General features: G+C 63.6%; 24 protein-coding genes and 3 pseudogenes. 15 read left to right on the plus strand and 12 right to left on the minus strand.

The features are described from left to right. Positions 1–901, plus strand: a 901-nt coding sequence (locus tag BG842_RS16735; protein ID WP_342764813.1) for a GAD domain-containing protein, incomplete at its 5' end; no start/stop codon positions are given. Between the two features lie 15 nt (positions 902–916). Here the strand turns inward: BG842_RS16735 and BG842_RS16740 are convergent. From BG842_RS16740 to BG842_RS16750, 3 genes are read right to left on the minus strand one after another with little or no spacing between them, the layout of a single operon-like run. Next, a complete protein-coding gene (locus tag BG842_RS16740) occupies positions 917–1,804 on the minus strand; it encodes an ABC transporter permease (protein WP_069451652.1) in 888 nt (295 codons plus the stop codon). A gap of 1 nt (position 1,805) precedes the next feature. After that, positions 1,806–2,729 carry an ABC transporter permease gene (locus tag BG842_RS16745; protein ID WP_069451653.1) on the minus strand — a complete coding sequence of 308 codons (924 nt, stop codon included), beginning with the start codon at positions 2,727–2,729 and terminating at the stop codon, positions 1,806–1,808. Positions 2,730–2,738: 9 nt separating this feature from the next. Continuing rightward, complete coding sequence (locus tag BG842_RS16750) at positions 2,739–3,872, minus strand: PotD/PotF family extracellular solute-binding protein (protein WP_254663258.1); 1,134 nt, start codon at positions 3,870–3,872, stop codon at positions 2,739–2,741. A 171-nt stretch (positions 3,873–4,043) separates the two neighbouring features. Between BG842_RS16750 and BG842_RS33195 the strand changes: the two are divergent. Then, positions 4,044–5,107: pseudogene (locus BG842_RS33195) on the plus strand (ABC transporter ATP-binding protein). 129 nt (positions 5,108–5,236) lie between these two features. Here BG842_RS33195 and BG842_RS16760 read toward each other — a convergent pair. The 3 genes from BG842_RS16760 to BG842_RS16770 are packed head-to-tail and all read right to left on the minus strand — an operon-like array spanning position 5,237 to position 7,380. Continuing rightward, a complete protein-coding gene (locus BG842_RS16760; RefSeq protein ID WP_069451654.1) occupies positions 5,237–6,073 on the minus strand; it encodes a phosphatase PAP2 family protein in 837 nt (278 codons plus the stop codon). A 36-nt stretch (positions 6,074–6,109) separates the two neighbouring features. Continuing rightward, the gene (locus BG842_RS16765) at positions 6,110–6,859 is read right to left on the minus strand and encodes an RNA methyltransferase (protein ID WP_069451655.1); all 750 of its coding nucleotides are present in this window, start codon (positions 6,857–6,859) and stop codon (positions 6,110–6,112) included. Continuing rightward, the gene (locus BG842_RS16770) at positions 6,856–7,380 is read right to left on the minus strand and encodes a hypothetical protein (RefSeq protein ID WP_069451656.1); all 525 of its coding nucleotides are present in this window, start codon (positions 7,378–7,380) and stop codon (positions 6,856–6,858) included. The genes BG842_RS16765 and BG842_RS16770 overlap by 4 nt, the downstream gene beginning before the upstream one ends. 200 nt (positions 7,381–7,580) lie before the next feature. Between BG842_RS16770 and BG842_RS16775 the strand changes: the two genes are divergently transcribed. The 7 genes and pseudogenes from BG842_RS16775 to BG842_RS16800 all read left to right on the plus strand — a co-directional run bounded on the left by BG842_RS16775 (position 7,581) and on the right by BG842_RS16800 (position 14,071). Further along, complete coding sequence (locus tag BG842_RS16775) at positions 7,581–8,282, plus strand: hypothetical protein (RefSeq protein WP_069451657.1); 702 nt, start codon at positions 7,581–7,583, stop codon at positions 8,280–8,282. Beyond that, on the plus strand, positions 8,279–9,679 hold the full coding sequence (locus BG842_RS16780; protein ID WP_254663261.1) for a hypothetical protein: 1,401 nt from the start codon (positions 8,279–8,281) through the stop codon (positions 9,677–9,679). The genes BG842_RS16775 and BG842_RS16780 overlap by 4 nt, the downstream gene beginning before the upstream one ends. Positions 9,680–9,721: 42 nt before the next feature. Next, positions 9,722–10,387: a hypothetical protein gene (locus BG842_RS31875; RefSeq protein WP_254663262.1), complete on the plus strand. Its 666-nt coding sequence runs from the start codon at positions 9,722–9,724 to the stop codon at positions 10,385–10,387. 40 nt (positions 10,388–10,427) lie between these two features. Beyond that, positions 10,428–11,240 (plus strand): annotated as a pseudogene (gene folP, locus BG842_RS16785) (dihydropteroate synthase); the annotation flags it as partial. 10 nt (positions 11,241–11,250) lie between these two features. Further along, entirely contained in the window at positions 11,251–11,970 is a 720-nt protein-coding gene (locus tag BG842_RS16790) for a 6-hydroxymethylpterin diphosphokinase MptE-like protein (protein WP_069451659.1), read from the plus strand. A gap of 67 nt (positions 11,971–12,037) precedes the next feature. Then, positions 12,038–12,598 carry a maltose acetyltransferase domain-containing protein gene (locus tag BG842_RS16795; protein WP_069451685.1) on the plus strand — a complete coding sequence of 187 codons (561 nt, stop codon included), beginning with the start codon at positions 12,038–12,040 and terminating at the stop codon, positions 12,596–12,598. Positions 12,599–12,661: 63 nt separating this feature from the next. Then, positions 12,662–14,071: an FAD-binding oxidoreductase gene (locus tag BG842_RS16800; protein WP_069451660.1), complete on the plus strand. Its 1,410-nt coding sequence runs from the start codon at positions 12,662–12,664 to the stop codon at positions 14,069–14,071. Between the two features lie 11 nt (positions 14,072–14,082). On the opposite strand, the gene BG842_RS16805 is transcribed toward BG842_RS16800, so the two are convergent. Beyond that, complete coding sequence (locus BG842_RS16805; protein ID WP_069451661.1) at positions 14,083–14,355, minus strand: hypothetical protein; 273 nt, start codon at positions 14,353–14,355, stop codon at positions 14,083–14,085. Between the two features lie 126 nt (positions 14,356–14,481). Here BG842_RS16805 and BG842_RS16810 point away from each other — a divergent pair, with 126 nt between their 5' ends. Beyond that, a complete protein-coding gene (locus BG842_RS16810) occupies positions 14,482–15,129 on the plus strand; it encodes a class I SAM-dependent methyltransferase (protein ID WP_069451662.1) in 648 nt (215 codons plus the stop codon). Positions 15,130–15,183: 54 nt separating this feature from the next. On the opposite strand, the pseudogene BG842_RS33200 reads toward BG842_RS16810, so the two are convergent. Beyond that, positions 15,184–16,871 (minus strand): annotated as a pseudogene (locus BG842_RS33200) (thiamine pyrophosphate-binding protein). Between the two features lie 166 nt (positions 16,872–17,037). Here BG842_RS33200 and BG842_RS16820 point away from each other — a divergent pair. The 3 genes from BG842_RS16820 (at position 17,038) to BG842_RS16830 (ending at position 18,561) form a co-directional block, all read left to right on the plus strand. After that, complete coding sequence (locus tag BG842_RS16820) at positions 17,038–18,027, plus strand: DMT family transporter (RefSeq protein WP_254663263.1); 990 nt, start codon at positions 17,038–17,040, stop codon at positions 18,025–18,027. A gap of 160 nt (positions 18,028–18,187) precedes the next feature. Further along, a complete protein-coding gene (locus tag BG842_RS16825; RefSeq protein WP_232423682.1) occupies positions 18,188–18,331 on the plus strand; it encodes a hypothetical protein in 144 nt (47 codons plus the stop codon). Beyond that, on the plus strand, positions 18,331–18,561 hold the full coding sequence (locus BG842_RS16830) for a hypothetical protein (RefSeq protein ID WP_069451664.1): 231 nt from the start codon (positions 18,331–18,333) through the stop codon (positions 18,559–18,561). Before BG842_RS16825 ends, BG842_RS16830 begins: the two co-directional genes overlap by 1 nt. On the opposite strand, the gene BG842_RS16835 is transcribed toward BG842_RS16830, so the two are convergent. From BG842_RS16835 to BG842_RS16850, 4 genes are all read right to left on the minus strand, one after another. Then, on the minus strand, positions 18,558–18,968 hold the full coding sequence (locus BG842_RS16835; RefSeq protein ID WP_069451665.1) for a luciferase family protein: 411 nt from the start codon (positions 18,966–18,968) through the stop codon (positions 18,558–18,560). The two genes, BG842_RS16830 and BG842_RS16835, sit on opposite strands and share 4 nt — an antisense overlap. Continuing rightward, on the minus strand, positions 18,965–19,285 hold the full coding sequence (locus BG842_RS16840; RefSeq protein WP_069451666.1) for a 2Fe-2S iron-sulfur cluster-binding protein: 321 nt from the start codon (positions 19,283–19,285) through the stop codon (positions 18,965–18,967). The genes BG842_RS16835 and BG842_RS16840 overlap by 4 nt, the downstream gene beginning before the upstream one ends. Positions 19,286–19,530: 245 nt before the next feature. Next, positions 19,531–20,532 carry a TIGR04024 family LLM class F420-dependent oxidoreductase gene (locus BG842_RS16845; protein WP_069451667.1) on the minus strand — a complete coding sequence of 334 codons (1,002 nt, stop codon included), beginning with the start codon at positions 20,530–20,532 and terminating at the stop codon, positions 19,531–19,533. 89 nt (positions 20,533–20,621) lie between these two features. Continuing rightward, positions 20,622–21,911 (minus strand): MFS transporter, encoded by a 1,290-nt coding sequence (locus BG842_RS16850; RefSeq protein WP_069451668.1) that lies wholly within the window; start codon positions 21,909–21,911, stop codon positions 20,622–20,624. Between the two features lie 88 nt (positions 21,912–21,999). Here BG842_RS16850 and BG842_RS16855 point away from each other — a divergent pair, with 88 nt between their 5' ends. Together BG842_RS16855 and BG842_RS16860 are read left to right on the plus strand one after the other, a co-directional pair. Continuing rightward, positions 22,000–22,386: a winged helix-turn-helix domain-containing protein gene (locus BG842_RS16855; RefSeq protein WP_069451669.1), complete on the plus strand. Its 387-nt coding sequence runs from the start codon at positions 22,000–22,002 to the stop codon at positions 22,384–22,386. Between the two features lie 247 nt (positions 22,387–22,633). Continuing rightward, positions 22,634–23,710 (plus strand): putative sulfate/molybdate transporter, encoded by a 1,077-nt coding sequence (locus BG842_RS16860; RefSeq protein ID WP_069451670.1) that lies wholly within the window; start codon positions 22,634–22,636, stop codon positions 23,708–23,710. Positions 23,711–23,732 lie beyond the last annotated feature (22 nt).

Consider the following 23,732-nt stretch of genomic DNA (forward strand, 5'->3'; position numbering starts at 1 on the left):
CGACCGACGCCTCGGGACGGAACTCTCGGACCACGCCAAGCGCCACGGTGCTGGCGGTATCTTCCACACCGACGAACTGCCAGCCTACGGCGTCACGGAGGAGGAAGTCGATGCGCTCCGAGACGCGGTGGACGCGGACGAGGAGGATGCAGTCGCCATCGTCGCCGCCAGCCCCGAGGTCGCTGACGGGGCCATCGAGGCCGCCGCGGAGCGCGCGGCAGTCGCCATCGAAGAGGTCCCCGAGGAGACCCGCGGCGCGAACGAGGACGGCACCTCGGGCTACCTCCGTCCGCTCCCCGGTGCGGCGCGGATGTACCCCGAAACCGACGTTCCGCCGGTCGATTTGGACCCGACGGAGGTCGAGACGCCCGAACTGCTGACCGAGAAGGTCGAACGCTACCAGTCCGAGTTCTCGCTCGGCGCGGGACTCGCGGAACAGGTCGCCTACGGCCGCCGGATGGCGCTGTTCGAGCGGGCGGTCGAAACCGGTGCCGACCCGACGTTCGTCGCCGGACTGGTCGAGAGCACGGTGACGGAACTCCGGCGCGACGACGTGCCGGTCGAAAACCTCGACGACGAGCACTTCCTCGGCGTCATCGCGCTCGTCACCGACGGCGAGTTGGCGAAGGAGGGCGTCAACGACGTGATGACGCTGCTGGCAGAAAACCCCGACCTCTCCGCCGAAGAGGCCGTCGAAGAGGCGGGGCTCTCCGGCGTGGGCGACGAGGAGGTCCGCGAAGCGGTGGTCGAAGTCGTCGAGCGCAACGAAGAACAGGTCGAAGAGGAGGGAATGGGTGCCTTCTCCGGGCTGATGGGCGAGTGCATGGGAAGCCTTCGCGGGAAGGCGGACGGCGACCTCGTGAGTCAGCTTCTGCGCGAGGAAATCCAAAAGCACGCCTGAAGAGAAATCGGGTCGCTACTCTTCTTCTCCGCCGCCCGTCCCGGCCACGTAGCCGGTGACGTTGCCGACGTTCATCGCCACCGCCAGCGCGACGGCGATGACGAAGACGATGAACGTCGAGATGGCGTTCATCTTCGGCGCGGTTCCGTACTTTATCATCGAGTACATCGACACGGTGATGACGTTCATCGTGCCACCGACGAAGTGCGCCCGGATGAAGTCCTCGAACGATCGAATCCACGCAAAGAGGAACCCGGCACCGATGGCGGGGGCGACGATGGGGAGCGTCACGTCCCAAAACGTCGTGAGCGGGTCGGCCCCCAAATCGCGGGCCGCGTCCTCCAACGACCTGTCGAAGGTATAGAGGCGGGCCGTCACCATCAGCAGGACGAACGGGAAGCCGTAGATGCTGTGGGTGAGGATGAGCGTGATGGGTCCCATGGTCATCCCGAGAACAGTCTGGAAGTAGATGATGAGCGCGATGCCCAACACGACGCCCGGGATGACCATCGGGAGGATGCCGAACGTCCGGTACAGCTCCTTGAGCGGGAAATCGTAGCGGACGAGGGCGAAGCTCGCCAGCACGCCGAGGACCGTCGCTATCAGCGCCGAGAACGTCGCCACTTGGACGCTGTTCAACAGCGCGGTCATCAGCGACCCGTCGGCGAACGTCGCCGTGTAGTGGGCGAACGTGAACCCTTGGAACGGGAAAAACGTGCTGGAGTTGACGGCGAACGAGAGGAACATCATGGCGACCAGCGGTATCCACAGGAACACCAACAGCAGTCCCACGATGACGTACAGGCCGCGGCGGAGCAGTCGCTGTCTCCGCTCGTGTCCGAACGTCGGCGATTCGCTCGACTCGTCGGCTCGCTCCGTCGTGGTTCCGGTTTCGGTAGCCATCTCAGACACCTCCCAACTCTTCGATGGTGACGTAGCGGAACGCGAGCGCGAAGGCGACCACGATGGAGACGACGATGAACATCGACGCCGCGCTTCCGTAGTCGATGGCGTACTGTCCCGTGATTCGTCCCTCGATGAGTTGCCCGACCATCAACACCTTCCCCTGTCCGAGGAACCGCGGCGTGATGAACGCGCCGAGCGCGGGGACGAACACGAACAGGCTTCCGCTGATGATTCCCGGTAGAGTCAGCGGCAGAATGACGTCACGAAGCGTTCCCGTCCGGGACGCCCCCAAATCGCGCGCCGCCTCGACGAGCGAGAAGTCCAGCCCCTCCATGCTCGCGTACAGCGAGAGGAGCATGTACGGGAAGTAGGCGTGCACCAGGCCGACCACGATGGCCGGGATGCCGTAATTGAACAGTCCGATGGGACCGTTCACGATGCCGATTTTCAGCAGCGTTCGGTTGATGACGCCGCTCGGGCCGAACATGAGGTACCACGAGTACGCACGCACGAGGTACATCGTGAAGAACGGCAACAGCACGAGGAAGATGATTACCTTGAACGTTCGGCCGCCGCGACGGGCGAGGAAGTACGCGAGCGGGAATGCCATCACCAGACAGAGGATTGTGGTGATGCCCGCAATCGCGTACGAGAGCATGAGCGAGTGGAAAAACGGCGTCTCCCAGAACGGACCGCTCCCCGTGAACAGCCCCGAGTAGTTGGCCATCGTCGGCTGCCAGACGATTTCGTAGGCGTCGTTGATGCTCATGAAGCTGATGACCACCATGAACGTCAGCGGCGCCATCAACAGGAGTAACAGCCAGAGGAGGCTGGGACTGAGCGTGAAGCCGAGCGTTCGCTTCTGCGAGGCGAAGGCACTGATGACTGCTTGGCGTTTGGACCCTGAAGTATCGGAAGACATTGTGGGTGGTTATGCCGTTTTCACTTCGTCCCACGCGTTCTGCCACGCGTCCTCGTTCTCGACGGCCTTGAACGGGATGAAGTCCTCCAAGCGTGACGGCTTGATGGACCCGAACATGTCGTTCTGTTCCTTCGAGAGGTGTTCCTGCGTCTTCGGGTTACAGCTCGGCGAGTAGCCCGCCTTGGCGAGGTCGGCACCGAGTTTCGGCGCGATGAACTCGTTTATCACCTTCCACGCGAGGTCCTTGTTCTCGGACTTCTTCGAGACGACGGCGGACTCGAACCACGCGAGCGACCCCTCCTTCGGCGTCGCCATCTTCGGCCACTCGGTGCCGTTCGACCACATCTCGACGATTTCGTTGCGGCCGGACTGCCCGACGAGGAAGTTGCCCTGCTTGAACGATTTGATGTACGTCGGGTCGGCCGCGATGTACCCCTGTAGCTTCGGCTTCTGCTCGATGAGCGTCTTTTTGACCTTCTGTATCTGCTTTTCCGAAAGGGTCACTTTGTCGCCTTCGAAGGCCTTCTTGTAGCCGAGGTACAGCGCCGTCGCGCTCATCGCCTTGAAGTGGTTGTCGTACATGACGACCTTCCCGTTCAGGTCGGTTCCCTTGTACTCGTCACTGAACAGCACGTCGTAGCTCTGTTCGTGGTCCTCGGGAATCTTGCGCGAGTCGTAGGAGTAGCCGTACCAGCCGAATCGGATGGGGACGCCGTACTGCTCGCCGTCCTTCGTGAACTGGTTCTCACTGAATCCCTTGAACGTGTCGTAGATGTCGGACTTGTTTTTCACGATGTCGTCGGGTACCGGTTCCACGAGTCCCGCGTCCATCATCTTCGGGACGTAGTTGTTGTTCGGAACCGCGATGTCGAACTGTTCGTCCTTCCCGGACTTCCACCCGGTGAACATGTTCGAAGAGGACGTGGATTTGGTGAATTTGACGGTCACGTCCAAGCGATCCTCTATTTCCTTTTTCAGGTCCGCGTACTCCTCCCACGTGAGGATGTTGATGGTGTTACCGCCACCGCTTCCGCCACCGCCGCTGAAGAGACATCCCGAGAGACCGGTCATTCCGACCGCACCCGCCGTTCCCGCGGCTTTCAGGAACGTTCGACGACCGCTCCCCGTGCTACTATTCGTCATGTTTTCGCCACCCATGTCTTTGTCATCCATACTCATGAGGAAATCACGGATTCGCATGATATTAATTCTTCGGCACATAACCGTTACTCGGCAATTAATAATTAATACTACTGCAGTAATTACCTAAGTTTCCCCAGTAAGTTTATAGCAAGTGCTGAGAGTGGGTAGCACATGGTAGATGATAACGATGTCCTCATCGATCTGCAGGCGGTCAGAAAGGAGTACGACGAGGTGACGGCGGTCGAGAGCATCGATTTCACCATCCGGCGTGGGGAGTTCTTCTCGCTCGTCGGTCCGTCCGGGTGCGGTAAGACGACCACGCTCCGCATGATTAGCGGCTTCGAGACGCCGACGCAAGGACGCGTCTCGCTCAACGGCGAGGACATGACCGGCGTCCCCCCAACGCTCGGGACACCAACCTCGTCTTCCAGCACCTCTCGCTGTTCCCCCACATGAGCGTCGGGGAGAACGTGGCCTACGGCCTGAAGAAGGCGGGCATCGATTCGACGACGCGGGAACGGAAAGTGAGCGACTACCTCGAACTCGTGAATCTGGGCGGCTACGAGGACCGCCGTCCCGACGAGTTGTCCGGCGGCCAGCAACAGCGGGTCGCCCTCGCCCGTGCCCTCGTCAACGAACCCAGCGTCCTCCTGTTCGACGAACCGCTGTCGAGCCTCGACCGGAAACTCCGCAAGCAGATGCAGGTCGAACTCAGGAAGATTCACGAGAAGACGCAAGGCTCCTTTTTCTACGTCACCCACGACCAGGAGGTCGCCATGACGCTCTCCGACCGGATGGCCGTGATGAACGACGGCACCATCGAACAGGTCGGCAAGCCCGAGGACATCTATCGCAACCCCGCCAGCCCCTTCGTCGCCGACTTCATCGGCGACACCAACCTCTTCGACGGGGAGGCGCGAACCCAAAACGGCGCGACGACGGTCGATATCGACCGGGACTTCTCGTTCGTCGCCGAGGAAAGCGTCCGCGACGGCCCCGTCACCGTCTCGATTCGACCCGAGGAGTTCGTCCTCACGGACGGTAACGGACCCGTCAAGGGACGAATCGTCGAGCGCTACTTCCAAGGCGACCAGACGAACTACATCGTCGAACCCGACTCGGAATCCCTGTCGGACGTTCGCGTCGTGATGCAGGGCCGCGAATCGCCGGTCTCGCGCGGTGAACGCGCGGCGTTCGACGTTCGGGACGGCGCACCGGTCGTCTTCGAGGCGTAGTCGCTCTCGTTTCTATTCAGCGCGTTTGGCGTCGAATCGCTCGTCCTCGACGAGGAGTTGTATCAACCGCACGGCTGGATGGATGAGTGACAGCCTAAAAGGGGTAGCGGCCCGTCGCGCGGCGCGACGCTATCGGTTGGTCGTGCGGCGAACTGCCGCGAGTGCCTCGCGCGAGACGACCGACCAGCGCGGTTCGCTGAACTGGCGCGAAAGCGTGTACGCACAGGCGACGAGGACGAGGGCGAAGGCCGCGTCGGTCAACCAGTGGACGCCCAGATAGAGCGTGGACACGACGATAGCCGTCGAGAGGAAGGCCATCGTATAGGCGTACGCTGTATCGGCTTTTCGAGCATAGAGGGCCGCGAGTACCGACAGACCGGTGTGGAGGCTGGGGAATGCCTTCACCAGCGTATCCGTCGAGAAGATGCCGTACTGGATGGCGGGGCTGAGTTGGTACATCAGCGGTTGTACCGAGGTCAGATACAGCGACGACACCTTCACCGGGAAGAGGACGAAGAACGGAACCGCCAGCGTGACGAGGATGACGTACGCCAGCGCGTAGCGGTGTGCCTCCTCCTCGTCGTGGGCCTTCAGTTTGAAGTACGTGAAGAGCACGGCGAACGGGAAGCCCACGAGGTACACGGCGGTAAACGCGAGTGTGAGCGGTTGCGAGGCCACGGTTTGGAACGTGGCGACGGTCGCGCCTTCGATGGCGTAGACGAACCCGGTGAAGGTCCGTCCCACGTGGAAGTGGAGCGCGACGCTGTTGACGGCCTGGGTGACGACCCACGCGACGCCGAGGTATTTCCAGTCGGTCTTGAGGAAGTCTCGGAGGAGGGTCGTGAGTCGTTCCTCCGGCAAGAACACTTGCTTGCCGACGAACATCACGAGAACGCTCGGTACAGCGACGAGGAGGGTAAACTGCGTCCCGAGCGGGAGGGAATGAAATTGGAGGGCGGGAAGCATCGCTACACCCTACTTTATCGACAGAATATAAAGAAGTTACTTATCGTTGCGGGTCGCTCGGTGCGTATTCGACGCCGACGCCCGCTCGTTCGCCCGTCGAACGATTCCTCGCAACGTCGCGATTTCCCTGCCGGTGGGATGCGCGCGGCCGAAAATGCGCCGAATCATCCGCATGTTCTTCTCGTGTTTTTCGGTCGGCTGGCCGACGGTTTCGAGCAGGTCGGCGAACGCTCCGTAAAACCCCTCTATTTCCGCTTCGTCCGCACGCTCCCGCGAGACGTCCGGAAGTTGGGTTTCCTCGACCGTCAGCGTTCGGAGTTCGTAGAGGGTGACGGTCGCCGCCTGTCCGAGGTTCAGCGCGGGGTACGACGCGCTGGCGGGAATCGAACACACCTCGTCGATGCGCGAGAGTTCCTCGTTCGTCAGGCCGTTCGCCTCCCGGCCGAAGATGAGGACGGTATCGGTCTTCACGTCCCGCAAACTTTCGGCGAGTTCGCGCGGCGTCTCGAACGGGAACCGAACGTGGTGGCTCGCGTCCTCGTTCGTCGTCGCCGTCATCCCGACGGTGTGGTAGTTCTCGACCAACTCGTCGAACGTCACCTCGTCGTAGTTCGGCAGTACGTCCTCGCGGGCCTGTCCAGCGAAGCCGTAGGCCTCGCTGTCGCGGCCGAACTCCGGCGGATTCACGAGTTTCAGGTCGTCCATTCCGAAATTTTTCATCGCGCGTGCGATGGTCCCGATGTTGCCGGGCGTCTTCGGTTCGACGATGGCGACCGCGGGTTTCATTTCGGATACTCTCGGGACATGTCCACGTCCCGCAAGTCGATTCGCTCCTGTTCCTCATCGGGGAGGTCTACGTTCAGTTCGCTCTGGTCGGCCTCCGGCGGTTCCGGCAGGTCGTCCGGGTCGGTATCCACGTGTTCCATCCCTTCGTACCCGTCCGGCGCGCGCCCGCCGTCGGCGAACCATTCGAGGAACTCGTCCTGCAGTTCCTCCTCGCCGCGGAACCGGTCGCCGCCCTCCTCGAAGTACCAGTAGAGGAAGTCGGTCTCGTGGTCCGAGCAGACGCCGACCTCCGCCAGCGGTTCGCCGTAGACGACTTCCATCTCGTTACACATCGTGATGTTCTCGTCGCCGTGTATTAACCAGCAGGCGTGGCACGGGGACCCCACGAGCGCCGACAGCCGAAAGAGCCGCGTCCGCGTGTCCTCGTCCATGTCGTCCATCGGTCGGTATTCACCGTTCTCGGTGAACACCTCCTCCTCGTCGAATCGCCACCCGCGAAGTCCGATGCTCACTTTACCCATCACGTTCCCGTAGCGACCGGAAGGACAAAAAGAGCATGTCTGCGGGGCGTGCGAACGCATCGACACCGGTCTCGAACTGGTCGTCGAGCAAACGGGAGCAATTCGAGACGTGACGGAGGTGAAGGGCCGAGATGGCCGATTGACCGCTCCACTACCCATCCGAATGTTTATCATCTTTCACCCGAACCTCGTATCAAACAATGCGTTCTGCAGAGATTTCGTTCCGTGGTGGGGATGATTCGCCGAAGTTCCACGACGTTCTCTCCGATCTCAAACGGCGGGGCTGTAACATCCTCGTCACCGGTCGAGTCTCTGAGACGACGACGAACAGGACGACGATGCAACTGTTGGGAGCGTCCACCGAGGAACGGAAACGCATCCTCGTCCTCACCGACACCGTGGCCCGGTACGCGAACTCGAAGCTCCCCGGCGGGACGAACGCCGACGACCCGGACGTCTGGGTCATCGATTGGGGCGATGACGAGCGCGCGGCTTCGCGGTCGATGGCGGCACCGTCGCAACCGGGCGTTATGGTCTCTTCCGAGGAGTCACTACGGGAACTCCGGGGCGATATCGTTACCGCCGTCAGCTTCTTCGACGAATGGGCCGACGGGCTGTCCACGTCCGAGTTACGGCTTTCGTTCGACTCGCTCATCAAACCGCTCGAACAGTGTAAGCAGGAGACGGTCGAGCAGTTCCTCAGAACCGTCACGGCCCTCGTCCGGGGGGTCTCCGGGATGGCACACTACCATCTTCCGGTACCCGATTCGAATCCGGTGGTGCAGGAACTCACGCCGCTGTTCGACGCGCGCGTCGAACTCCGACAGACGAACGGGCTGGTTCCGGAACAACGCTGGCACATCCCGGAATACGGCCAGACGACCAACTGGGTTCGACTATGAGTTTCGAGTGGGACACCGAAGAGCCGCTCGGCGTACCGACGTTCGAATCCAACCCCGACGCGCCGGGGGTCAGAATTTGGGACCCCATCGACAAGGGGAGCTTCGTCTTTCTGACCCCATCCCCGGTTTCGCTCCGCCCGGGTGAGACGGAAGATTTCGTCGTTCCGTTGGACTCCGCCGTCGAATTCCGAACGAGCGAACTCGAAATTCCCGAGCGTATCGATTTCAACGTCTGGAACTCCCCGGAAGGAGTCGCCGAGCAGGTTTTCCCGTCCGGCGACGGGTGGCAGTCCTCGGAACCCGTCGAATACCTCGAACTGCCGTCCACCGCGGTGAAAATCTACATCCGCGTCGGTTGTGACCTCACCATCCGAGAGCGGGACGGCTCGATGTGCGTGGAACTAGACGCCGAACGGACGATTTCCATCGGCTGTCGGTCGCTCAACGAGTCACCGGCGGGAACCATAACCGTCACGGACGATATCGAGGACGTGATGCGGGCCGTTTCGCTGTTCGGGTCCGCACTGAAGACGCTCTCGCCCGAGCGGTCGTTTCCCAGTTTGCGCGGTCACCCGCCGTTCATCGAACGCGGGGAGGAGTTTTCCGTCCCCTCGCACATCACCCGTCCCGACTCGGAGGTTCGACTGGTGCTCCCGCCGGAACGACGGTACGTCTACGCCGCCACGTCGCTCGCGCACTATCTGGGTGCCGAGGTGGTTCCCGGCGACACCCCGAGGCTCGAAACCCCGGTGGGCGAGTATTCGTTAGCGAGCGGTGGGGGCTTCGACGGGTTCGAAGCCGAGGTTTCCCGCGTGTTTCAGCACGTCTTCTTCTTCGATTGTGTCATCCGGGAGGAGGGGTTCTACAACGTCCCGGTCTACGAGCGCCAGCAGGTCGAACCCCTCGTCGAGTTCGACTTCGCCGACCTGTATGCGAAATCGCTCGCGGAACAGTTGGACGCGTATCTGTCCGTGCCGTTCGACGCCATCGAGTCCGTTCTACCGCCGTGGCATCTGACCATGGACATCGTTCCGTCGGCGGAAAACGCCGACGTGCTTCCGTTCGTCGCCGACGAGCTCCCGCTGATTCGATGTCCAACGCCGACGACAGCGAGCCGCGTCGAGACGCAACCGACGGAGATAACCGACTTTTGTCGAAGCCCCCGGGCGGAAACGAGTGAGCCGCTCGAAACGCGGCCCGTGAGCCCGGAACCGGTGGAGACGATAGAACACGTCTGGGTCGGCGACGGCGTTCCGATGGGGAGTAACAAAGCGACGGTCGAATCCTACCGTCGTCGCGTCGATTCCGAGACGTCGAATTGCTCGACGATTCACGTCCAAATCGTCTGTAACGACCCGATGATGAAAGCCGAGGGAACAGTACGAGAGCGCTATTAGTTCGGGGATTCGACATGCCACGAGGTCGATATCGCGTACGACGTGACGACGGACGAACTTCGGTCCCTGTTCGCCACGGAGGTTGACTTCCTTCACTACATCGGTCACGTCAACCACGACGGAATCGAGTGTGTCGACGGCGTGCTCGACACGAGAACGCTCGACACCGTGAACGTCGAATCGTTCCTGCTCAACGCCTGTCGCTCCTACGAACAGGGGGCCACGCTGGTGGAGAAAGGCAGTCGTGCGGGCGTTGCCACGCTCTCCGAAGTGCCCAACGAACCGGCCACCAAAATGGGCTGCTTGCTCGCTCGCGGACTCGGGTCGGCGCTCTCGTTTCGAACCGCGCTCTCCATCGCACAGTCACAGACGCTGCTAGGTGACCGGTACGTGACTATCGGCGACGGCGGAATGTGTCTCTGTCTTCCGTTTTCGGGCACCACTTCGATGGTCCACATCGAGGACATCCGTGACGGAATCTACACCGTTCGGCTGAAACCGTACAGGATACCGCGCTACAGCGCCGGGTCGATGAGCGGGTCGATCTGGGACGACGACGCCAAACTGTATTTAGCGCCCAAATCGCACACCACGTTCGAGATGACGGCGGACGAGTTCGAGGCGGGGGTGTGCGAGCAGTCGATGCCGATCGAATACGAAGGGGAACTGTACTGGAGCGAGGATATCACCGCCGCGGACCTGCACTGAAAGGGCCGATTTTTATCCCTTCGTTCCCCCTATTTCTGGTATGCAGAACGTTGTCGCCGCGGGACTTGGCATCGGGCCGGAACATCCGCCGCGAATTATGGGTGTGTTGAACGTCAGCGAGGAGTCGCCGTACGACCCGAGCGTGTACGACGACCCGGCTGACGCCGCGGAGTACGTGGACGAAGAACTCGTCGGAGAAGGCGCGGACATCGTGGACGTCGGTCTGGAGTCGGCGAACAAACGCTTCGACGTGCTGTCCGCCGAGGAGGAACTCGACCGACTTGGTATCGCCCTCGAAACCATCGAACTCGTCGAAGGGAATCCCGTCTTCTCCATCGAAACCCGCTACGCCGAGGTCGCTGACGAGGCGCTGTCGGGCGGGTTCGACATGGTAAACGACATCTGTGGCTTCGCGGACCCGGAGATGGCGACGGTCTGTGAGCGACACGACGCCGCGGTCGTGAAGATGGCTAGCCCGCCGGATTTGACCCGTCCGGGTGCCATCGAACGCGTGGACGACATCTACGACGCGCTGGCGTCCGAACCGCTGACGGACAAGACCATCCTCGACCCGGCGTTCGGCGGGTGGAGTGAAGCGAAGACGCTCGCCGACGACCGGGAGACGTTCCACCGACTCGGCGAGTTCCGAGAACTGGGCCGTCCCATCCTCGTCTCCATCAATCGAAAGAACTTCATCGGCGACGTGGTGGGACGGGACACGGAAGAGCGCCTTCCGGCTAGCCTCGCCGCGACGGCGCTGGCGGTCGAACGCGGCGCGGACGTCATCCGAACGCACGACGTGGCGGAGACGCGCGACGCCGCCGTCATCGGCCACGCGTTCGGTCGGGAACGCCAATGACGCGATGGCGTCGGTTCGGAGGTACCTCGTGAAGTTCGCCGAGTGGGAACCGACCTATCGCGCCATCCTCTCCGATTTCGGGTTTTCCCGCGACCGGGACGAGCACGCCCGCGACGTGCTCGCCGACTTCGCGCTCCCGTTCGACCACGCTCGGTTCGATTCCGTTTCGGGGAGCACCGTCGCCGTCGCCGGTGCCGCTCCGTCGCTCGCGGACGAACTCGACGTGGCTCGGGCGGCGGACGTCGTGTTCGCCGCATCGACGGCGACCGACGTCCTCCTCGACGCCGGAATCGACGTGGATTGCATGGTGACGGACCTCGACAAGAACCCCGAGACGGCCCGCGAATTGAGCAAACGGGGGGTTCCGGTCGCGGCACACGCACACGGGGACAACATCCCCGCGATTCGAACCTACGTCGCCACGTTCGACGCGGACAACGTATTGGCGACGACGCAAGCGAAACCGCGGGAGGCGGTCGAGAACTTCGGCGGGTTCACGGACGGCGACCGGGCGGCGTTCCTCGCAGACCACTTCGGGGCGGGCGAACTGGTCTTCCCCGGATGGGACTTCGACGACCCGAGCGTCGATTCGATGAAGCGGCGGAAACTCGACTGGGCGGAACGCCTCCTGCACTGGTTGGAACGGCGTCGGGACGAGCGGTTCTCCGTACTGGACGGTCGGCGGAAAGCCATCGACGCCGACGTATCGGGATTCGACCGATAATCGGGGTCGGGCGACGACTGGAACCGAAGGATGATTTTTGTGCGTCGGCGAGAAAGCGACTCGGACGATGGTTTCCGAGAAGGAGAAGATGCTGGCGGGCGAGTTGTACGACCCTGCCGACCCGGAACTCGCGGACGAGCGACGGCGGGCGCGGGAACTCACGCGACGGTTCAACGCGACGGACGAGACGGAAACCGAGACGCGAGAACCGCTGGTACAGGAATTGTTCGGTTCGACGGGGGAGCAGTCGCACGTCGAACCACCGTTTCGGTGCGATTACGGGTACAACATCCATGTCGGGAGCGGCTTCTACGCGAACTTCGACTGCGTGATTCTGGACGTGTGCCCCGTCGAGATGGGACGAAACTGCTGGCTCGGTCCGGGCGTCCACGTGTACACGGCGACGCATCCGCTCGACGCCGAAACGCGGGTCCAAGGCCCGGAGTACGGAAAACCGGTGGCGATGGGCGACGACGTTTGGGTCGGCGGCAGGGCGGTCATCACCCCCGGCGTGACGGTCGGCGACGGGGCCGTCGTCGCCGCCGGTGCCGTAGTGACCGACGACGTTCCGGAGAACACGGTCGTCGGTGGGAATCCGGCGACGGTCGTCGAGGAACTGGACGGCTGAGCGGCCCCGTTTCTTCACCGACGGTCGAACAGGTTTATTTCATAGGCCGTCGAGTGCTACCGCATGACGCACGACTGTTCGTTTCTCCGCGACCTGCCGGTAGACGACGACCGATACTCCTTCGGCGACTCACACCGCGCCGGACACGCGGGCGATTGGGGAACGCGGGAGACGGAGGAGGTACGACCGGATGCCGTCGTCTGGCCGGAATCCACGGCGGAGGTGTCGGCGGTGCTCGCGGCGGCGGACGAGCGAGGCGTTCCGGTGACGCCCTACGCCGCCGGAACGGGACTGGAGGGCAACGCGGCACCGACCCGCGGCGGCATCAGCCTCGACATGACGCGGATGGACGCGGTGCTCGACGTGCGGCCGGACGACTTTCAGGTGGACGTCGAACCGGGAATCATGGGGACGGCCGTGGACGAAGCGGTCGCCAAACACGGCCTGTTCTTCCCACCGCTCCCCTCCTCCGGCGACATCTCGACGGTCGGCGGGATGATAGCCAACGACGCGAGCGGGATGCAGACGGTGAAGTACGGCGAGATTCACGACTGGGTGCTCGAACTGGAAGCCGTCCTCGCCGACGGGTCGGTTATCACGGCGGGGAGCAAGGCGGTCAAAACGTCGAGCGGGTACAACCTCAAGGACCTGCTCGTCGGGAGCGAGGGGACGCTCGCGGTCGTCACCCGTGCGACGCTCGAACTCGCGGGACGACCCGAACAGATTCGCGGCGGCCGCGCTATCTTCGACTCCTTTTCGGATGCCGTGGACGCGATTTCCGACGCGGTGCGCTCCGGCGTGGACGTGGCGAAGATAGAACTCGTGGACGAGACGAGCGCGACGATGGCGAACGCGTACACGGGGTCGTCGCTGCCCGACGTTCCGATGGTGTTCCTCGAATTCCACGCGAACCACGGCATCGAGGACGAAATCGCGTTCTGTCGCTCGGTGTTCGAAGCCCACGACGTGTCCCGGTTCGAGGTCGGGGACGAAGCGGAGATGGACGACCTCTGGCAAATTCGGCGGGAGATGGCCTTCGCGGTCGAAGCGTACGACCCCGACCTCTCGCCGCTCCACCTCGGCGACGTGACGGTTCCCATCAGCGAGTACCCCGAGATGGTCCGTCTCGTGCGGCGACTCGCCGACGAACTCGATCTGTTGATTCCCTGTTTCGGCCACGCCGGGGACGGCAACCTCCACTACTCCGTGTTGGTGGACGAATCCGACGACGACCACATCGAACGCGCGCGCGAGGCACAGACCGAAATCGTCCACACCGCCATCGAGTGGGGCGGCACCTGTACCGGCGAACACGGTATCGGACGCGGAAAACGGGAGTACCTCGAACTGGAACACGGCGAGGAGAGCGTCGAGGCGATGCGACGGCTAAAGCGCGCGCTCGACCCGAACGACACGCTCAATCCGGGGAAGATGTTCCCCGAGACGGTCGGTGGCGGGCGAATCGAGAACTGAACCGCCGAGCCTCAGGCGTCGAGGTCGCGTTTCGGCACTTCCCGGTAGCGCTCGCGTCCGACGGGGGTTCGCGTCTGCACGAGGTAGGTCTCCTCGGTGAGGTCGTAGATAGTCTTCGTCCGACCCGATTCGGTCCGTTCCGTCACGCGCGGAACGTCGTTACAGTTCGAGAGGTGCTCACCGAGTTCCCAGCTTATCAGGGTACCGCGTGCCGACGGCTCCGTCGAGGAGGGGGTCGCTCCAGATGTACGTGTGCCGTTCTGACATTCCCCACGCAAATCCATATCACATAGAATGATAGTAGGTGATAAAACAATATCGGCATCGAATTGGCCAAAAAGAACCCGGAAAAACGTCGGGCCGTTTCCGAACGTCGGGGGGTTTTACGGGTGGACCACATAGGGAGACGGATGGACCCCAACAGCGTCCGCCAACAGTGGGCAGAACGGTCGGGAGAGTACTCGCCGGACTACTACGCCTACTACGGCCCCAACGAGACGAGCGAACTGATACGCGCCCGCCTCGACGCCGCCGTCGCGCCGGACGCGTCGATTCTCGAACTCGGCTGTAGTTCGGGTCGGCACCTCGCCCACCTCCGCGAAGCGGGGTACAAGAACCTTCACGGCATCGAAATCAACGACGAAGCGCTCTCGGTGATGGAGGACACGTATCCGACCCTCGCCGAGGAGGGAACGTTCCACATCGATTCCATCGAGAACACCGTCCCCGAGTTCGACGACGGTCGGTTCGACGCGGTGTTTTCCGTCGAGACCCTCCAACACCTCCACCCCGACGACGAGTGGGTGTTCGACGAACTGTCCCGGATAACCGACGACCTCCTCATCACCGTCGAAAACGAGGGGGGAAACGGAGAGGAAGACGAAGCAGAAGATGAAAATGGGGACGAGGAACCGGACGAAACGGACGTGAACTACGTCCGCGACGAGTTCCCGCTGTACTACCGAAACTGGAACCGCATCTTCACCGAGCGCGGGTTCGTCGAAGTCGATTCCGAACCGCTCGACCGGGACACGCTTCGGGTGTTTCGACCCAATTGATTCGGTCGATTCCGTCGAGTCCTCCGATTCTCCTTAGTCGGCCGATTCCCCTTCTCAGTCGTGAACCAACACGTCCACGACGCTCGGCCCGTCCTCCGCGAGGGCCGTCTCCAGCGTCTCCGCGATGTCCTCCGGTGACTCGACGAGATAGCCGGACGCGCCGTGGCTCTCCGCGTTCGTCGGAATATCGACGGGGGGTTCGAAGTCCATGCCGACGTACTCGTGGTCCTCGTCCTCGCCGCCAAATAGCTTCAGCGTGTTGTCCTTCAGGATGCGATAGTTGCGGTTGTCGGGGATGACGACGGTCAGGTCCACGTCGTACCGCGCCGCCGAGTAGAGCGTGTGGGGGTAGTAGAGGTACGACCCGTCGCCGACGAACCCGACGACCTGCCGCGGGTCGTCCGTCTCGGCTTCGGCCATCGCGGCACCGACCGCGGCGGGGAGACCGTAGCCGAGGCCGCCACCCTTGTTCGAGATGTAAGACTCGCGTTCGAAGGGCCACCGGAGGAGCATGACGTATTTCGAGGTGATGCCTTCGTCCACGATGTAGGGGGACGACAGCGTTTCGCGGAGGGTATCGACGAGTTCGGCTTTCGACGCGCGGGGTCGTCCCCGCTCCCCTCGCCCATCGACGCCATCTGCTGGCCGGCGAACTCCTTGAACTGCCGGACGCGTTCCAACCGTCCCGCGAGTTCGTCGTCCGATAGCTCGACCGCTTCGGCGAGTTCGTCCATCACGAGACCCAAGTCGCCGGTCACGGCAACGTCGGCGGGCGTGTTCTTGCCGACCTGCCACGGTTCGTCGTTCAGGTCGATGAGCGTCGCATCCTCGGGCACGAGGGCGCGGTCGTGGCGCGTGAGAGTCGTGTTGGTCGAACAGCCAGCGAAGACGAGGGTATCGCTGTTCATCGTCGCCGCGGCGATGTCCTCGTCCGGCGGGACGTGGGAGACCCACTGCTCGTGGTCGCCGGGGAAGTCAACCTCGCAGGCCAGAATCTCGGCGTGAACGCGCGCTCCCGTCGCCTCGGCAAGTCGAACCGCCGCGTCCAGCGCGTCGGCGTCCGAGTACGCGTTGTGTCGCGGGATGTGGTCGCCGACGACGAGCACGGGGTCGTCCGCCTCCGCGAGCAACTCGGCGGCCCGCGCGATGGCGGTCGGGTCGCCCGCGCCGGGGTTCTGAATCCGGCCGAGCCGTTCGGGATCGGCGTCGGTCTCGGCCATCATCACGTCCAGCGGGAGCGAGAGGAAGACCGGACCCGTGGGCGGCGTTTGGGCCACGCGGAACGCCCGCCGGAGCATCGTCGGGACGGACTCCACGTCGGTCACTTCCGCGCTCCACTTCGTGAACTGCTCCGTCATGGCGAGCACGTCGCCCGACAGGATGGGTTCCTCGTGGCGGAAGTCGAGGCTGTGTGCCCCGGCCGTGACGACGAGCGGTGCGCCGGTCACCGACGCGCCGTAGAGGTTCCCGAGGCCGTGGGCCACGCCCGGCGCGACGTGGAGGTTGACGACGCCGACCGGACTGCCGTCCTCGTCGGCGCGGTAGTTCTTCGTGCTCGCGTACCCGGCCGCCATTCCGACCGCGATGTCCTCGTGCGGCGCGAGGACGTACTCCAGTTCGCTCCCGCCCAACGCCTCCATGACGGGGAGTTCGGTCGTTCCGGGGTTGCCGAAGACGTACCGAACGCCGTAGGATTCGAGGACGTCGGTGAACAACTCGGCTCCCGTCCGTGAGTCTGCCATGGCGGTGACTGGATGCGAGCCACCAAAGGAGTTCTGGATGTATGTAACTATTTTTCGAGAAAGGACGATGAAACCGTGTGCCATGGTATCGTCTCTTCGAGAATTTTCAAGTGTGAGGGCCTACTACGGCCGTCACCAACTGAACGAAGGTGTTCGAGAAGCTCTCATGATTCCATCACGATATCGAAATGCGGTGTTGTTCGCCCTGCTCGCGGTCATCTGGGGTTCGTCGTTCGTCGCCATCGAAACCGGCTTGCGAACGCTTCCGCCCGTGCTGTTCGCGGCGCTCAGATACGACATCGCCGGTGCGCTGCTGTTGGTCGCCGTCGCCGTCTTAGGACGCCGACGCGACAACTTCCAGTGGCGGCCGGTGACGCGAACCGACTGGACGCTCGTCGGCATCGGCGGCGTCTTCATGTTCGGCCTCTACCTCGCGCTCGTCTTCACCGGGCAGCGGTACGTCACCAGCGGCGTCGGTGCCGTCGTCCTCAGCCTCAAGCCCGTCGTCACGCCGCTGTTCGCGCTCGCATTGTTGCCGAACGAGCGGTTCGACGCGCTCGAAGTCGCGGGCGTCCTGCTCGCGCTCGTCGGCGTCGTCGTCGTGGCCGACCCGACTTCGCTCGGCGGTTCGACCGTCGGCGTCGGCCTCCTGTTCGTCGCCGCGACCGTCTTCGCGCTGGCGTCCGTGCTGACCCAGCGACTCCGGACGACGCTCCCGGCCCTCTCCCAGCAGGCGTGGATGATGGCCGTCGGCGCGCTGGTCCTGCACTCGACGAGCGCCGCGCTCCGCGGTTGGCCGAGCGTTTCGTTCACCCAACCCGCCCTCGTCTCGCTGGCGTATCTCGCGGTGGTCGTCAGCATCGTCGGGTATTTCATCTACTTCGACCTGTTGGAGGGCATCGGCGCGAACGAGGCCAACCTCGTGAACTACGTCGTTCCCGTGGTCGCCACGCTGTTCGGGGCGCTCCTGCTCGGCGAACCCATCACCGACGCCACGGTTACGGGATTCCTCGTCATCGTCGCCGGGTTCGTCCTGCTGAAGTGGGCGGCGCTCAAGCGCGGCGTCGTCGCCGCGCGCCGTCCGTCGCGCTCGCTCCCCGGCGCGACCTCTTCGGAGACCGTCGTCGTCTCCGGGAACGTCTACTACCGCGGATAACCGGGTGAGGTAATCGGGAGCTGTTTTCTCTGTTTTGTCGGGGTCGGGTCGGCGGACTCGCGGGTATCGAGTTGGTTTCCCGACACCAAACAATGTGTTAAAAATATTGACCCACCGGCTCGCCCGAACGTACAAGTCGAACGCCGTCGTGTCGAATCGCATGGCGACTTGTCCCTACTGCGAGGAAGACATCACCGACTGGGCACAGCGTCTCGAACGCGGGGCCGCGGCGAGCACGCCGAAGGTCTGGACGTGTCCCGACTGCGACCGCGTGCTCGGCATCACGGACTGGGGGTCCGCGTAGTGCCCCTCGAAGGGTGGCGGCGGCGGGAGGATTTGGAGGGCGGCAAGCAGATTCGAATCTGGCGCAGCGACGACGGCGCGCGGGAACTGTACGTGGAGAACCTGACCTACCGCGACGAGGGATACGCCGTCTACGCCTACGACGTGCCCGAGAACGAGTGGCACGCCATCGCCGAATCCGATTCGCGGGCCGAGGCCGTGGAAGCGGCGACCGAGTGGGCGACCAGCTAGAGGAGCGCCCGCAGTTCGTCGCTCGGGTCGAGGGCGTCGAGTTCCGCGTCCACGTCGAGGTCCGACAGGGCGTCCTCCCCGGCCGCGGTGTTCGCCATCGCCGTCGCGTGGGAGAGATAGGACAGTCGCAAGAGCCAGCGCGCGTCGGCAACGTCGTCCGAGTCCCCGACGTGGAAGGTCGTCCACCCCGATTCGGGATAGATGTGGTGGGGTTCCGTTCGCCCCGCCGCGACGAGTTCGTCGCGCACCCGTCGCGGAAACGCGATGTCGAGGATACCCCACTCGTGAACGTGGCCGATCTCCCGCGGGCCGAGCGTGAACTCCGTCCCGCCGAACCGGTGTTCGCCGACTCCCACGCCGTCCCACTCCGAGACGTCCGCGACGAGCGCGTCGATTTCGGCGGTCATCGCTCCACCTTCTGTCCCCAGAAGCCGCCGTGTTTTCGAACCGTTACGTCGCCGAGCACCCGCGTTTGACAGGCGAGTCGAAGCCCCGACTCCGGGTCGTGGGGCGGTTTCGAGAGCCGGTTTCGCTCGCTCGATTTCGGTTCGCTCACGTCTCCTTCCACCTCGACGGCGCACGTTCCACAGACCGCGTTTCCTCGGCAGTTCAGATAGTGCGCCGACCCGTTGTGCGGCGTCTCGTCGGCGGCGAGCAACACGTTTCGAAGCACCGACCCCTCCTCACACTTCATCTCCCGACCGCGATAGCTGACGGTGGGCATACTATGTTATTATGTCGCACACGCGCTTGCTCCTTTCGGGACAATCGCGTCGCGGGTACGATGTCGTCGCTCCGGGGACGGTTCGGGTACGAAGAAACCGGGCGTGGCAATAGAGAGATGGCCCGTCGCGGGCCACCGTTCTGTGGTTGCAGTCTCTCTGAGGCACGTGTGGGACGCCGGGAATACGTCCCGGTTTCCACTGAGTATCCCACGGAAAAACTGCTATTTCCTAACTAGTTGGGGGGTCACGGAGCCAGCGCGCGCATCGTCTCGCGCGCCTCCTCGACCGTCGCACCGCGGGGGAACCCGACCGCGACCGCATCGAGGCCGTCGATGTCGGCAAACTTCTCGAACTCCTCGCGGGCGCGTTCGGGCGTGCCAGCGGCAGAGAGGTGGTCCAACAGGTCGTCGTTCACCAGTTCGGTCGCCCGCTCCTTGTCGCCGTTGCCCCACGCCGTCGAGATGTCGTAGGCGACGTCCTCGTAGCCCTGTCGGGCCAGCGAATCGCGGTAGTACGTGCCCATGCCGCCGATGTAGAAGGCGGCGTGCTGACGGGCGAGGGTTCGGGCACGCTCGCCGTCGTCCAGTGCACAGCAGGTCAGAGACAGCGTCACTTCCACGTCGTCCTCGTCGCGGTCGCCGAGGTCCACGCCCCTACGCAGGTCGTCGAGGCGGTCTTCCATGCCGTCGGGGGTGAACAGCGTCGCGTGCCAGCCGTCGGCGAACCGCCCCGCGAGCTCCACCGACTTCGGTCCCATCCCGGCCGCGTCTATCGGCGGCGGCGTCTCCGGCGGGTCACACCGCAGTCGGAAGCCGCCCAGCGTGAAGCAGTCGCCGTCGTAGTTCACCGTCTCGCCGGAGAGCACCGTTCGAACGATGTCGATGGTTTCGCGGGTGCGCCGGAGCGGGCGGTCGAACGCCTCGCCGTGCCAGCCCTGGATGACGGCCGGACCGCTCGGGCCGATACCGACGCGAAACCGCCCGTCGGACACCTCTTGGAGCGTTGCGGCGGTCTGCCCGATGAGCGCGGGGGACCGCGAGTAGACGTTCACGATGGACGGCCCGAGACCGATTTCGTCGGTTCCGAGCGCCATCGCGGTCAGGCTCGTCACCGCGTCGCGCCCCCACGTCTCGGGGAGCCACGCGTGGTCGTATCCCAACTCCTCTGCCGTCTGTGTCAGGTCCACGAGCGTGTCCACGCTCGGTTGCGCCGCGACCGGGAGATGCACCGTTTGCTTTGCAGGCATTTCCTACGAATGATTCGTGTGGACACCTATCAGTGTCGATGTTCACGATTCGTCAGTTTCCAGGAGTTGTTTTCCGGTTCTGACCGTCCTCACACGCCGAACGAATTGGACTCGATGTCCGTGACGGGCGGGAACGCACGAAGTGACGGCACGACCAGCCAGTAGCCGACGAGCAGACAGTACCCCACCGCGGAGAACCCGATAACCGTCGCACTTCCGTACGCATCTCCGAGGAAGCCACCGACGAGGTATCCGAGTGGGCCGATGGCGGCGACGAGGCTCCCGATAGTCGAACTCACCCGCGCGAGCAAGTCGTTGGGAACGCCGGTTTGAATCGTCGCGCTGACGAGGACGTTGTAGATTCCGATAGGAACGGTGGCGATTCCGTAGCAGAGGAGCGCCGCGGGAAGCCAATCGACCGAGACGACGCCGAGTTTGCCGACCGCGGCAACCAGAAAGCCGACGACGACGAAGCGACCGAACGGAATCGTCTCGAACCGCGACGCGACGAGCGACCCCACGAGGAGACCGACGGTCATGGCCGCGATGAGCAGTCCGTACGTCTCCGCCCCGCCGAGCGAATCGGCGAACGCCGGGAGCACCGCCGTCGATGCGCCCGTGAACGCGCTCACGAGACTCGCCGCGACGACCATGTGTCCGACGACCGAGTTCCGAATCAGGTCGAACCCCTCGCGGATGTCGGCGACGTACTCCGCGGCGCTCGGTGACGTTCCGGTCTTTTCGGTCGTGGGAACACTCAGGAGAGCGAAAAAGAAGGCACCCACGACGAACGTCGCCGCGTCCAATGCGAACAGCGCGACGGCACCGAGAAGGGCGATGAGCGCCCCCGACAGGGCTTGGGCTACCGCACCGATGGTCTGGTGCGTCGCCGAATCGAGCGAGTTCGCACGCGGCAGGAGTTCGTCGTCCACGAGTCGGGGGAGGGCGGCCTTTTCCGCCGGAGCGTTGATTCGTTCGAGCAGTGCGAGCACCCCGACGACGGCGAGGACGAGAGTGACACTGGGGGTGTGAACGGACGCGACGAGGGGAACCGAGAGGACGACGATGGCTTGTGCCGCTGCGACGAGAACGAGGAGTCGGGAGATGCGCGAGCGGTCGACGATGGGACCGAACAGAAACCCGAACACCACCGGAAGCCGGGACAGAAATCCGGCGAGTCCGGTGTAAAACGTCGAGCCAGTTAGCTGATACACCAACCACATCGACGCGATGGAGTACAGTTTGTCGCCGACCCTGTTGACGATGCGAGCGAAATACAACCGGCGAAATCCCGTGTTCGCGAGCAACGTTCCCGCCTTCGACGCACCGAACCGTCCGCGCCACCCCGCCGATTCGGACGACGAATTGACATCTTCCATACGAACCATCGCGCCGCACGGATAATGAGGATTCGGCGAACGCCAGTTCTGTAAGAATCCCTAGCATTTTGCGAGGGATTGATGGGAGATGCCGTCGAACGATTTCGACATGACCTACGGGACGGACTCCTCGATGGACGAACTCGCCGTTCTCGGCAACGAGATTCGCATGTCCATCCTCCGAGAACTCGCCGACGCCTCGGGGTCGCTCTCTTTCACCGAACTCCGCGAGCGGGTCGGCGTCCGCGACACTGGCAAGTTCAACTACCACCTGACGAAGCTCTGTGAGTACTTCGTCCGGCAAACCGACTCTGGATACGAGTTGGGCCACGCCGGAACGCGGGTCATCACCGCGGCGACGCCGGAGACGGCGACCGAGTTCGACGCGAACGAGGCCGACGATTCGTGTCCCGTCTGCGGCGAACGGGACTGCGAAAAACTGTTCCACGTCCACCTGACGCCGAATCGGTTCTGACGGCACGCTCCGATTTCGGGCGATAGCCCCCGCGAGCAGTGCTGCTGGCGGGCCGTTTTTAATACGGAATAGTTCGCCTTTCCCCGTATTCTCCCACTCTATCTCCATTCTCTCATTCTCTCTATTCCACCACTCTATCTCTCCTTCCTCCGCACGATGTAACCACATTCGGTTTCAAAATCTTCCGAAAATAGCCGTATTCGGTTTCTGAGTAACCATTTACCGCTTCATTTCGTATTCCCATCCGATGACCGAGGTCGCGCTTGGAAACGACACGCGGTTCGAACTGACAGTTTCCGACGTGACCGGTGCGGTCGGCGATTCGATAACCGTCCTTCCCATCGTGGTCGCCGTGGCCGCGCTCACCGACCTGCACCTTCCGACCCTCCTCCTCGGCTTCGCCGTCTTCCAAATCGTCTGGGGGGTTCACTACGACCTCCCGATTTCAGTCGAACCGATGAAGGCGCTCGCCGCGCTCGTCATCGCGGGGTCGCTCACCACCGGCGAGTTCGTGACCGCCGGGGCAGTCGCGGGGGTCGCCCTCCTCGCGGTCGGCCGGACGGGGACGCTCTCTCGCATCACGCCGTACGTCGGCGAACCGGTGGTCCGGGGCATCCAGGTCGCGGTGGCGCTCATGCTCGCCCGAACTGGGGTCGAACTCGGGGCCGGAAACCCGACGGTCGCGCTCGTCGCCGTCCTCATCACGGGCGTCGTCGTCGCGCTGGGCTACCGTCGGGCGAGCGCGCTGGTCGTCCTCGCGTTCGGCGTGGTGCTCGCGGAACTGAGCGTCGGCGTGCCGTCACCCCGGCTTCCCCAACTCGCGCTCGGATTCTCACCCGTGCTGACCGAAACCACCCTCTCGGCGACGCTGGGGCAACTGGCGATGACGGTCGGGAACGCCGCGGTCGCCACCTCGCTCCTCCTCGCCGACCTGTTCGACGCCGACGTAGCCCCGGACGAACTGGCGACGAGCATGGGCGTCATGAACCTCCTCGCGGTGCCCTTCGGCGCGATGCCGATGTGCCACGGGAGCGGCGGCGTCGCCGGGAAGTACGCCTTCGGCGCGCGGAACGCCGGTGCCAACCTCGTCCTCGGAATCATGTACGCGCTGGCCGCGATTTTCGCGGCGTCGGTCGTCGCCGCCTTCCCGCTTTCCGTCTTGGGCGTCGTCCTCGTCGTCGTCGCGTTTTCGCTCGGTCGGTCGGGACTCGACACCGAGAACCGGTGGTTCGCGGTCGGCGTGGGCCTGCTCGGCCTCCTCACGAACGTCGGAATCGCGTTCGTCGTCGGCGTCGGCGCGTGGTGGGTGCGGAACAAGCTATAATCCGTCTCGACCTGACAGTTCG

Origin of the sequence: Haladaptatus sp. W1, assembly GCF_001723155.1 — an archaeon.
Lineage (GTDB): Archaea > Halobacteriota > Halobacteria > Halobacteriales > Haladaptataceae > Haladaptatus > Haladaptatus paucihalophilus.